This is a genomic window from Microcystis sp. LEGE 08355 (assembly GCF_015207185.1).
Lineage (GTDB): Bacteria > Cyanobacteriota > Cyanobacteriia > Cyanobacteriales > Microcystaceae > Microcystis > Microcystis panniformis.
Window position 1 is genome coordinate 1 of record NZ_JADEXI010000131.1, and the last position, 9,693, is coordinate 9,693.

A 9,693-nucleotide genomic window follows, 5' to 3' on the forward strand; every position below is an offset into this window, starting at 1 on the left:
GTGTTGGGGTGTTGGGGTGGTCACTGCGTGCGCGTTGCGGAGGGTGTTGGGGTTTTACCTAAAATTTCCCCATTTCCCCATTTCCCCATCTATCTATTTCGGTAAAATTCGGCCAATAGTGCGATTTTCGGGGGTAAAAGTCTCTTTAGCCACCCGTTGAATATCGGCTGCCGTGACAGCATTATAAGCATCTAATTGGGCAAATAAATTACGCCAATCGCCGGTTTTTACCTCGTATTCAATCAAGGATCGCGCCATGCCCATGTTAGAATCAAGACCTCTTAATAGGGCTGCCCGTAGTTGATTTTTAACCCGTTCTAATTCCTGTTCCGAAACCGGTTCATTTTTCAATCTTTCCAATTCCGAATTCAAACCCTGCGCTACTTCCTCCAGGCTGGCATTAGGAGCGCTCAGAGCATAGAATAACAGCAAATTTGGATATTTATCTCCCGGAAAGCCGTTAAATCCCTGGGCAGCGAGGGCAAGTTGTTTGTCCTCCACTAAAGCTTTATACAGTCGCGAAGTTCTTCCTTCACTCATTAAAGTGGCGATAACCTCGTAAACCGCATGATCGGGATGATTGAGGGCGGGACGATGGTATCCTTCTAAATACCAAGGCTGCGAGTCTAATTTTAGGGTAATTTCCTTTGTTTTGGTTTGCTCCGGCTCTACTACCGTCACCTGGGGGGGTTTCGGTTTAGCGGGAAAACGACCAAAATAAACTTTAGCTAACTGTTTGACCCGTTCTGGGTCCACATCTCCGGCGATAGCTATGGTTAAATTACTGGCAGGATAAAATTTATCGAAAAAGTTTTGGATATCTGAGGGTTCCAGATTGCGAATATCTCGATCGTAGCCGATAACGGGACGTTTGTAGGGATGGACAGTATAAGCTTGATCGAGAAAAGCTTCGATTAATAAACCCAAGGGGCTATTATCCGTCCGCATCCGTCTTTCTTCCAGAATTACGTCTTTTTCTTTGTAAAATTCCCGTTGGAACACCGGCTCTAAAAATCGTTCCGATTCCAAAGACATCCATAATTCTAATTTATTCGACGGGAAACTGTAAAAATAGCTAGTTGCATCGGTGGAAGTGGTGGCATTTAAACCGACTCCCCCCTGAGTTTCGACAATTTGCCCGTATTCGTTGCGTTGGACGAATTTCTCGGACTCTGCCTTAGTTTTTTGAAATTCTTCCGTTAATTTAGCCACTTCTGCGCTTTTACCTGCTTTTTTGGCCGCTTGTAGTTCTTTGTCTATAGCTTCAAGGCGATCGAGGACTTTTTTCTCGCTAAGATAATCGGTAGTGCCGATGGTTTTTGTGCCTTTAAAGGCTAAATGTTCCAAAAAGTGGGCAACTCCTGTTTTACCGTCCGGTTCATCGGCACCTCCCACATCCGCATAGGTGACAAAGGAAATAACTGGGGCATCGCGATTTTCTAAGATAATGAATTTTAGTCCGTTGTCGAGGCGAAATTCGGTAATTTTTTGTTGAAATTGCTTAAGGTAGGGGGTAATCGATTGTACATCGGCTGGTTGCTCTTTCGCTTGGGCAAGAAGGGGTGAGAAACTCCCAAAACCCCAAAACACAACGAAAGCCACCCAAAAGCCGATTACAGCCCGATAATAGGGGGTATTTTTAATGATCATAGATAGTTTTTTCAGGTATCGTGGGAGCGAGAGATCGATCGATATCTTCGATCTTAGCAGTCGATTGTTAGGAGAGGGGAGATGGGGCGCTTTTTTCAGTGTTGCCAAAGGCACGGCGTAGCCGTCCAGTAAACAGTAATCAGTTATCAGTGGGGAAGTGGGGAAGTGGGGAAGTAAAGTATCCTTTGGAACCCTACCCTGATTCTGTCGTTTTTAGTTGCACATCGCGTCACATCTGATAACTGATAACTGATAACTGATAACTGATAACTGATAACTGATGACTGACTTTTAGACAAAAAATCTCTCCCTAAAGAGGAGAGAAGTCAAATGGGGGGGAGGCGGTTTTTATAGGTCGCCACCACGAAAAGCTAGTAGGAAAATGACAAAGGGGCCAGCTAACATGATTAGCGCCACGAAGGTGAGTTGAAAAATGGGTTCTAAATTGAGAGCCGCAAATAATTCCATGATGTCTCCTAACCTGTTTACAATGATTTAAAGGGCTAATCTGGTCAAAACCATTGTCTATCATACAGGGGATGATTCGCTGGTTTTCCTGATTCGATACAAAAATACATAAAGTTTTGTTGCAATTCTGAATTTTCCCGCTTTTCTATTTCCTTCCCACCGAGGGACCATCTCAATGTTCAACTCTCTGACCACATCTCCCGACTCGTTAACCCAAATTTATACTGGTTTTCAGGCACTCTCGGATCCCCTGCGACTGCAAATCCTGCAACTGTTGCGACATCAGGAATTATGCGTCTGTGAATTGCGCGACCATCTCGATATCGCCCAATCTAAATTATCTTTTCACCTAAAAACGCTAAAAGAAGCTAATTTAGTCCGCAGTCGTCAAGAGGGTCGTTGGATCTACTACAGCCTAAATCTATCTCAATTTCTTCTCCTAGAAGAATATCTATCCGAATATCGTCGTTTTAGTTCCCTTGTCCCCGCTCGTTCCTGCGAGGAAAATCAGTAACCAATCAAGATTTTTAGAAATATTAAAGCTTTATGAATGGCTTTTACTCTTGACATATCAACTTTTTTTGAAATAATAAAGGTGGATTACCCAATCTCCCATCATTCCCTTTCCACCTTTGTGCGATGACTAATCAAATCAATCCTAAAGCCGCCAAAGCTGGCGGTAGCCTTAGTATTTTTGAAAAATACCTTACCCTTTGGGTTATTTTCTGTATTTTGGCGGGAATTGCCCTCGGTCGGTTATTTCCGGACGTAGCGCAGACTTTAGATGCCATGAGTATCTATAACGTTTCTATTCCGATCGCCATCTGTCTTTTCTTCATGATGTATCCGATCATGGTTAAGATCGACTTTTCTCAGGCTCTCCGGGCTGCCCGTACTCCCAAACCAGTTATTTTAACTTTAGTGGTTAATTGGCTGATCAAACCCTTTAGCATGGTGGCGCTGGCTCAATTTTTTCTCGGCTGGCTGTTTCTGCCTTGGTTGAGTCAAACGGAGATTATCCGAGGACAGACGGTAAGTTTAGCTAATTCCTACACTGCTGGAGCTATTTTACTAGGAATTGCTCCCTGTACGGCCATGGTTTTGATGTGGGGCTATCTTTCCTACAGTAACCAGGGTCATACCCTAATTATGGTAGCAGTCAATTCCCTAGCAATGCTTTTTCTCTACGCTCCTCTAGGTAAATGGTTACTGGCAGCTAATAATTTTGTAGTCCCCTGGCAGACCATTGTTCTTTCTGTGTTAATCTACGTTGGTTTACCGCTTATTGCTGGTATTTATAGCCGTCACTGGATTTTTAAACATAAAGGACGGGCCTGGTTTGAATCGCGTTTTCTTCACTATCTCAGTCCTGTGGCAATCACTGCCTTATTGTTAACCTTAATCCTCCTCTTTGCTTTCAAAGGCGATTTAATTGTTAGTAATCCCCTGCATATTTTCCTGATTGCTATTCCCCTCTTTATTCAAACTAATCTGATTTTTTTACTTAGTTATGTGGCCGCTCTCAAACTCAATTTAGTTTACGAAGATGCCGCTCCCGCTGCTTTAATTGGTGCTAGTAATCATTTTGAGGTAGCGATTGCCACTGCGGTGATGTTATTCGGATTGAATTCGGGGGCTGCTTTAGCGACAGTAGTGGGGGTATTGATTGAAGTACCTGTGATGTTAATGTTGGTAGAATTCTGTAAAAAAACCGCCTTTTGGTTTCCCAGAGATCCAGAAAAAGCCACCCTTCTCGATCCTCGTTGCTTGAGTTCTTACAAATAATTATTCACCATGATCCAATCGACTCACAAACCCAGGATTCTTTTTCTGTATGGCTCTTTACGGGAACGTTCCTACAGTCGTTTATTAGCAGAAGAAGCGGCCAGAATTATCACTGAATATGGGGCAGAAGTGCGCTTTTTTGATCCCCGTGAATTGCCGATTTATGGCAGTGTTCCCGATACTCATGCCAAAGTACAGGAATTACGAGAATTAAGTCAATGGTCCGAGGGTCAAGTCTGGTCATCTCCTGAACTACACGGCAATATTAGCGGCATTATCAAAAACCAAATTGATTGGATTCCCTTAAGTATTGGTGCGATTCGGCCAACTCAAGGCCGCACCTTAGCAGTCATGCAAGTAAGCGGAGGTTCCCAATCTTTTAACGCGGTTAATACTCTGCGAATTCTTGGTCGTTGGATGCGAATGTTTACTATTCCTAATCAATCTTCGGTGGCTAAAGCTTATCAGGAGTTTAATGAGGATGGCACGATGAAAGATTCACCTTATCGAGATCGAGTTATTGATGTAATGGAGGAACTTTATAAGTTTACCATTCTCCTGCGAGATCAGGTAGATTATCTGACCGATCGCTATAGTGAAAGGAAGGAAAAAGCTGCCCAAGACATAGCCGCAATTGCTCATAAAGCTATTAATTAAATCAATTACTAGGAGTTAAAATCATGAAAAAAGTCATGTTTGCTTGTAGAAAAAATTCCTGTCGTTCCCAAATCGCCGAAGGTTTCGCTAAAACTTTAGGTGCGGGTAAAATTGAAGTCACCAGTTCCGGATTAGAATCGGCCAAAGTTCACCCCGGAGCAATCGAAGTTATGGGGGAAATTGGTATCGATATTACTGACCAAACTTCTAAATCAATTAGGGATTTTAATCCTGAAGATTACGATGCCGTTATCTCCCTATGTGGTTGCGGTGTCAATCTGCCGGAAGGATGGGTTTTACAGGAAATTTTCGAGGATTGGTTAATTGATGATCCCGATGGTCAACCTATCGAAACTTTTCGCCGAGTTCGCGATGAAATTAAGGCTAAAGTTATCGGATTAATCGAGCAGTTAAGTAGGTAGTTGTTAAAAGTTGTCAGACACCCCCCTTATCAAGGAGTTTGGGTAGGGTTGATTCATGAATCAACCCTACTATGAATCAACCCTACTATGAATCAACCCTACTATGAATCAACCCTACTATGAATCAACCCTACTATGAATCAACCCTAGGGGGGGCAGGGGGGATCAGAGGCAAAATCTATCTTTAATTTAATTATAACTATTTACTTAAGTTAATTTCTCCCAAATTTTTGCGGCTCTCTTATCGTTTGTGTGATAGATTTTAGCGATCGAATCTGTCTTCCTCTCTGTGTTCTTTGTGTCTCTGTGGTTTATCCCCAAGAGAATCTTTTTTCCAGTTTATCCCTTCGGTGAGAAAAATAAGAGCGGAAACCACAGTTGATGAAGAATATCTTCATTAATCCGACGCACGGCTAACCATTCCAACATATTGGAACGATGGGAGGTGGCCACTGCGATGGCACTGATGTCATCTTCTTCTGCTGCCGTCAAAACTTCTAATACAGGTGTTCCTAATCGCACTTCGCTCTGTACTTGCAAACCGAGTTTTTCTAGTCGCGCTTGCACCGATTCTAATTCCCGATGGGCATCATTTAAACGGTATTCGGTGACACCGGGATCGCGACTGATATTTTCCACTACCCGGACGAGAAGACATTGCTCAAAAGAGCCAGGGGCGCGGGTTTGAGCGTATTTTTCTATCTGTTCAATTAGATAAATTGCGTCGGGACTGCCATCGTAGGGAATTAATAAATGTTTCCAGAGATGCTGACAGCGCAGGGCCAATTCATCGCGAGTATAAACTGATAATAATTGCGGTCGGAAAATCAGCAGCGGAATATCGGTCATAGATGCGATCGCTAAACTGGTACTACCGAATAATTTTTCTTGGACAGCGCCGCGCATGGGATTGCCCATCAAAATCACGTCGATAGAGTGATGAGCGAGGATTTCCCGCACGGCATCCACGGGACGACGGTTAGAGATTTCGACAATAACTGTCATACCGTCGGGAATATTTGCTAAAGCTGGGGATAATTTTTCTTTAGCGGCGTCAATTTTTGCTTGATCTACGGCAGCTAGGGTGGGTTGTTCCCAAACCGGAATACTGTGGAGGAAGATAACTTGTTTTAAGCCGCTCAGGGCTAAGTGTGGCACACAATGGACAAGACGATGGAGACCATCGAAAAGATCTGTACAGATCAAAGCGCGCTCGAACATAAATTAACCCCTAGCAATTCGGTTATTCTTCCCTAAGAATAGCTAAAAGGGGGAAGAAATGCGCCCCGCATCCCTAGCTCGTTTCCGGAGAAACCCAGCCGGAGAAAGAGGTCGCCCGCAGGGGTGAAATGAGTTACTGGGGGGCCCAGGGATTAGAATCTAGACCCCACTGGTGTTTGAGAAAAGCTTTGTACATATTTTCTCTGACCATCATTTGTTCGTAGAGCTTGATCAGGAAATCCTGCGCTTGCTCCTGACTCATTTTTTCTACCTGAGTCTGAAAAGAACGAATGTTGAACTGTTGTTCTAAGGAAAGTTCGATCGGTTGAGACATGGTGTTCCTCCTCGATGAAGACAGTGGTTGATAACAAGCGAGATGGGTGATGGGTATCACCTCTTTTCTTTAACTAATGTAACAAATACTTGACAAAGTGTCAATGTATCTGTAAAGAGGGTTTTGCTTTTTCCCTCCCGTTAGCTAGGATACCCCGCCGCCAAAAGGAAAGAAGCATATAATGATACATTTAGCAAGAGTTTTCATAAAATTTTGCTTACTGTGAACAAATACTTAAGTAGTTATACTTAGGCAGCCCAGAGCGAGAGAAAATATTTGACAAATTGTGTAAACATTCTGTAATAATCGAAGAGAGCGACATAAATCGGGTAAGTTGAATGATTAGGCCTGTTAAAAGCTAAAAACGTAACCCCTAGATTCCGTCCCTCTCGTTGAAATCGTTAAGGATAGTCAAAATTGACGGCCACAGCCGCTATCGTGCAGAAACTGCAAGCTTATCGCTGGGAAACATCCTCCTTAGCTCTGTTTGCCTTAAAAAAATCAGCATACAGGCACGGAATGTCGCACAAGTTTTTACATCACCCTATACTTGGAGGAATCCATCATGTCCGTTCGTCTATACGTTGGTAATTTGCCCAAAGAATCCGTCGAGCGCGAAAAATTACAGGCGCTTTTTGCCGATGAAGGGGATACGATCACCACTAAAGTCATCAAAGATCGCAAAACTGGCAAATGTCGCGGTTTTGCCTTCGTTACCGTCCCTAGTGATGAACTAGCTGACCAGTTTATCGAAAAATACAACGGTCAATCCTTCATGGAAAACCCGATCAAAATCGAGAAAGCTCTCCCCCGCAGCAAGGGAGGTAAAGAAGAAGGAGAAGAAGCAGAAGGCACGGAGTCCAGCGTAGAAACCCCGGAAAAAGTCGAAAGACCGACTCCGAAACCGACGACGGCAGCACCGCGCAAATCCAGTGGTGGTGGTGGCGGCGGCGGCAAAAAACGCAAGGCTGAACGGGGTAGCAGCAGTACCCCGAAAGTTACCGGCGATGGTGACGCTTTACAGCCAGATCCCCGTTGGGCCAATGAATTGGCTAAACTCAAGGAAATGTTAGCAGCTCAGGCCACTAATCCCTAATTCCATTGACAAGAGGGCAAGGGATAGCCGATAACTAAGAGGTTCAAAACATCGCTTTTAGGAATGTGCATCATGACAGCAATCGATCCGGTCATTATCATGAAACAGGAGGTCGGTAAGGCCGCCGCTAATCTAGTTCAATCTAATTCAGTCGTGGGATTGGGAACTGGTTCAACGACGGCCTACGCGATCGAATATCTGGGTGCTAGACTGCAAAGCGGGGAAATCAGCAATATTGTCGGGGTTCCTACTTCTTTTCAAGCGCAAGTTTTGGCGAGGAAGTACGGAATTCCCCTCACTACCCTCGATGTCATCGTGAAGATGGATATCGCTATCGATGGGGCCGATGAGGTGGATCCCCAGAAAAACCTGATTAAAGGTGGCGGTGCTGCCCATACTCAGGAGAAAATTGTCGATAGCCTCGCCGATATTTTCGTCGTGGTAGTGGATGGCAATAAGCTGGTGGATAAGTTGGGATCGACTTTTCTTTTGCCGGTGGAAGTGTTACCCATGGCCATGACTCCAGTGATGCTGAAATTAGAGGCCCTCGGTGGTAAACCTTCCCTCCGCATGGGAGTGAAAAAAGCCGGCCCCGTGGTGACAGATCAAGGTAATTTAGTCATTGATGTTAAATTTGATAGTATCGATGATCCGGCTGATTTGGAAAGAACTATTAATAATATGCCGGGGGTTTTAGAAAATGGTTTATTTGTTGGGGTTGCTGATCTGATTCTCGTCGGTGAAATTATCGACGGTAAGCCGGTAGTGCGCGAAATTAAGTAGGCTTAATTATTCTTAAGCTAATAGTGAAACAGGCCTACAGCCTGTTTTATTAAGTAGTTAGGTGTTAAAAACTGTCAGATACCCCCCTTATTAAGGGGGGATTAAGGGGGGATCGAATTATGGGTGTGTACAGACAAAGAGCAAAACAAAGAGAGACTATAGGCTAATAAAAAATCTGTCCCTTTTTGACAGAAAATATCTGGGAAGATTGCAACCAGCGAGACTCAAAAGAACTGAGATGAGTCGTGGTAATTAAAGTTTGAAAACGGTCTTCGATCGCATCTAATAATTGATTTTGTCGTTCGATATCTAATTCGGCTAAAACATCATCGAGGAGTAGTAGGGGAGGTTCTCCGATAATCTCCTCTAGTAACTGTAATTCCGCTAATTTCAAGGCTAAAACTAAGGTTCTTTGTTGTCCTTGGGAACCGTAGGATTTAGCGGGGTTTTGGTTAATTAAAAAATCCACTTCATCCCGGTGGGGACCGACTACCGATGTCCCTAGCTGTTTCTCGGCCAAACGACGGGTTTCAATCTTATCTAAAAAAGCCTTTTGTACCCCATTGACATCATCTTCTACCCAAGGCACATTGGGAATATATTGTAATTCTAGATATTCGGTTTTTCCGCTAATACTTTCGTGCCATTTTTGGGCTAAAGGAATTAATCTTTGCAGGACTCGCGCCCTTCTTCTCGTAACTCTTGAACCTGTTTCTGCTAGTTGTAAATCCCAGAGTTTTAGTTGGGATAAATCCGCATAAACTTTTCCCTCTAATTCCTGTTTACGAATCTCTTTTAAGAGGGCATTTCTTTGTCGTAAAACCTGATTATATTGCTGTAAAATATGAACGTATAGGGGTTCTAATTGAATTAATAAAGTATCTAACCAATCTCGGCGAGCTTCCGGACCACCGCGCACTAAATCCAGATCGAGACTAGAAAATTGTACCGCATTAATCACGCCCAAAAAATCGAGATGACGGCGCAGGGGTTGACGGTCACGGATCACGGTGCGACGACCGGAAGAACGGAGAATTAAACTTAATTCTGATGCGCCATAAAGACGATTAACCCTAGCAAAAATTCTCGCCTCTGAGTCCGATTCTAGCACCAGATCCCGATCCTTGCTGACTCGATGGCTCTTGAGAGTGGCCAAAAGTTCGATCGCTTCTAGTAAATTGGATTTTCCCTGAGCATTATTGCCCAATAATATTGTTTTTTTGGACTCGAATTTTAGCAACTGTTCGGCATAATTTCTAAAACTGTGAAGGTGCAGG

General features: G+C 43.7%; 12 protein-coding genes. 6 read left to right on the forward strand and 6 right to left on the reverse strand.

Going from position 1 to position 9,693, the window contains the following annotated elements:
* Nucleotides 1-93: 93 nt before the first annotated feature.
* The 3 genes from IQ242_RS09040 to psb30 all read right to left on the reverse strand — a co-directional run bounded on the left by IQ242_RS09040 (nucleotide 94) and on the right by psb30 (nucleotide 2,118).
* Nucleotides 94-1,650 (reverse strand): pitrilysin family protein, encoded by a 1,557-nt coding sequence (locus IQ242_RS09040; protein WP_193959738.1) that lies wholly within the window; start codon nucleotides 1,648-1,650, stop codon nucleotides 94-96.
* Between the two features lie 146 nt (nucleotides 1,651-1,796).
* The gene (locus IQ242_RS26040; protein ID WP_228020900.1) at nucleotides 1,797-1,949 is read right to left on the reverse strand and encodes a hypothetical protein; all 153 of its coding nucleotides are present in this window, start codon (nucleotides 1,947-1,949) and stop codon (nucleotides 1,797-1,799) included.
* 49 nt (nucleotides 1,950-1,998) lie between these two features.
* Complete coding sequence (gene psb30, locus IQ242_RS09045; RefSeq protein WP_002736367.1) at nucleotides 1,999-2,118, reverse strand: photosystem II reaction center protein Ycf12/Psb30; 120 nt, start codon at nucleotides 2,116-2,118, stop codon at nucleotides 1,999-2,001.
* A gap of 175 nt (nucleotides 2,119-2,293) precedes the next feature.
* Here psb30 and IQ242_RS09050 point away from each other — a divergent pair, with 175 nt between their 5' ends.
* The 4 genes from IQ242_RS09050 (at nucleotide 2,294) to arsC (ending at nucleotide 4,982) form a co-directional block, all read left to right on the forward strand.
* Entirely contained in the window at nucleotides 2,294-2,632 is a 339-nt protein-coding gene (locus tag IQ242_RS09050) for a helix-turn-helix transcriptional regulator (protein ID WP_193959739.1), read from the forward strand.
* A 125-nt stretch (nucleotides 2,633-2,757) separates the two neighbouring features.
* Nucleotides 2,758-3,903 (forward strand): ACR3 family arsenite efflux transporter, encoded by a 1,146-nt coding sequence (arsB, locus tag IQ242_RS09055; RefSeq protein WP_193959740.1) that lies wholly within the window; start codon nucleotides 2,758-2,760, stop codon nucleotides 3,901-3,903.
* 9 nt (nucleotides 3,904-3,912) lie between these two features.
* Nucleotides 3,913-4,560 carry an arsenical resistance protein ArsH gene (arsH, locus tag IQ242_RS09060; protein WP_193959741.1) on the forward strand — a complete coding sequence of 216 codons (648 nt, stop codon included), beginning with the start codon at nucleotides 3,913-3,915 and terminating at the stop codon, nucleotides 4,558-4,560.
* Between the two features lie 23 nt (nucleotides 4,561-4,583).
* Nucleotides 4,584-4,982, forward strand: coding sequence for an arsenate reductase, glutathione/glutaredoxin type (arsC, locus tag IQ242_RS09065; protein WP_193959742.1), 399 nt, complete (start codon nucleotides 4,584-4,586; stop codon nucleotides 4,980-4,982).
* Nucleotides 4,983-5,321: 339 nt separating this feature from the next.
* On the opposite strand, the gene IQ242_RS09070 is transcribed toward arsC, so the two are convergent.
* Nucleotides 5,322-6,203: a universal stress protein gene (locus tag IQ242_RS09070; protein ID WP_193959743.1), complete on the reverse strand. Its 882-nt coding sequence runs from the start codon at nucleotides 6,201-6,203 to the stop codon at nucleotides 5,322-5,324.
* Nucleotides 6,204-6,336: 133 nt separating this feature from the next.
* Nucleotides 6,337-6,537 carry an NblA/ycf18 family protein gene (locus tag IQ242_RS09075; protein WP_002739006.1) on the reverse strand — a complete coding sequence of 67 codons (201 nt, stop codon included), beginning with the start codon at nucleotides 6,535-6,537 and terminating at the stop codon, nucleotides 6,337-6,339.
* A 565-nt stretch (nucleotides 6,538-7,102) separates the two neighbouring features.
* Between IQ242_RS09075 and IQ242_RS09080 the strand changes: the two genes are divergently transcribed.
* Both IQ242_RS09080 and rpiA read left to right on the forward strand, forming a co-directional pair.
* Nucleotides 7,103-7,633 carry an RNA-binding protein gene (locus tag IQ242_RS09080; RefSeq protein ID WP_002772129.1) on the forward strand — a complete coding sequence of 177 codons (531 nt, stop codon included), beginning with the start codon at nucleotides 7,103-7,105 and terminating at the stop codon, nucleotides 7,631-7,633.
* 72 nt (nucleotides 7,634-7,705) lie between these two features.
* On the forward strand, nucleotides 7,706-8,416 hold the full coding sequence (gene rpiA, locus IQ242_RS09085; RefSeq protein ID WP_002747271.1) for a ribose-5-phosphate isomerase RpiA: 711 nt from the start codon (nucleotides 7,706-7,708) through the stop codon (nucleotides 8,414-8,416).
* 163 nt (nucleotides 8,417-8,579) lie between these two features.
* Here rpiA and recF read toward each other — a convergent pair whose 3' ends face one another.
* Entirely contained in the window at nucleotides 8,580-9,692 is a 1,113-nt protein-coding gene (recF, locus tag IQ242_RS09090; protein ID WP_193959744.1) for a DNA replication/repair protein RecF, read from the reverse strand.
* Nucleotide 9,693: the final 1 nt, after the last annotated feature.